Annotated in this window: 1 protein-coding gene; it reads left to right on the top strand. The window is 38.2% G+C overall.

Features of this window, described 5'->3' with window-relative positions; genetic code table 11:
* The first annotated feature begins 56 nt into the window (after nt 1–56).
* Nucleotides 57–989, top strand: coding sequence for a hypothetical protein (locus FKN16_RS24255; RefSeq protein WP_170903737.1), 933 nt, complete (start codon nt 57–59; stop codon nt 987–989).
* Nucleotides 990–1,113: the final 124 nt, after the last annotated feature.

Consider the following 1,113-nt stretch of genomic DNA (forward strand, 5'->3'; position numbering starts at 1 on the left):
TCGGTATTGCGTTGCTCACCCCTTAACAGGGCGTTATAAACAAGAGGAGATTTTCGATGGGAAGTAAGATCCCTGAAGCTAGGCTAGGATCTGGCAATCGTGTAGCTGCAACTGATTATGAGAATAAGCCCTATGGGGCTCCATTTTGTGCATCTCCTAGTTGTAGTGCACAGTTATCATTTGTGAAAAGGCATGATCGAAAATACGCCACTAAAACTGTAGAAATAGCACCATGTTTTCGATTAAAAAGAAATGAAGAACATGGTGCAAAATGTAAGTATAACATTGGTGGTCAGCTCAACATCATAGCTAAATCATCTGACTCTGCTGTCTTTTCCGCAATTGAGAAATCAAAATATGAGTTTCGACTTCATATTCTTCTTAAAGCACTCTGGGAGTTGTCTAAACCAGAGATAGAAAACAAAGGAAAGGCTTGGGGTTCTTTGGGAGAGTCTGATAAGAAATACTCCAACAAAGGTAAACTAACCAACTATCTGAAAACATTGAAGCAAATACTTCAGTTGAGAGCACTATGTGAAGATAACAAAGAGTTGAAAAGTTTAGTAACGCTTAACTATCGGGGCAAGAAAGTTAGTTGGGAACGTTTCTACTTTGATCATGAGAACCTTCATAACTTTTTAAAGCACTATAAAGTTGGTGAATACACTATGCCTCTTGCCATTTCTGGGCATATTCATGAACTAAGAAAACCAACGAATGAGAAGTTCCCTTTTCATGTAGTAGAGCTAAATTCTCCATTTGTGGAACCTGATAAAAATGGAGTAATTAAGAAGCCAATTCCACAAATTATTTTAAAAAATAGTTCATTGCTTAAGTACATAGATCCATCAAAAGAATATATATTTTTCGGACGCTGGAAGCCTCGTGAAAGAAAACGTAGTGGTCGCAATGAGAACTCAAAGACGCAATGGGTATTTGAGAACATAGAGATGTACATAGATAACAAAGATCACTTCATCGAGTGCTAGTTTATAACAAACTGTTTAAGAGTGATTCGCAACGCGTGGCATTTTTACTATGCGTTGGTTTAGTTGATTAAGGTGGTATGCGGCGGCATCGGTATTGCGTTGCTCACACCTTAACAGGGCGTTA

This window comes from Vibrio sp. 11-4(1), from assembly GCF_013048625.1.
Lineage (GTDB): Bacteria > Pseudomonadota > Gammaproteobacteria > Enterobacterales > Vibrionaceae > Vibrio > Vibrio diabolicus.

What these genes read in the sequence shown, in the direction of transcription:
- FKN16_RS24255 (WP_170903737.1), top strand. Translation starts at nt 57, where the DNA reads ATGGGAAGTAAGATCCCTGAAGCTAGGCTAGGATCTGGCAATCGTGTA.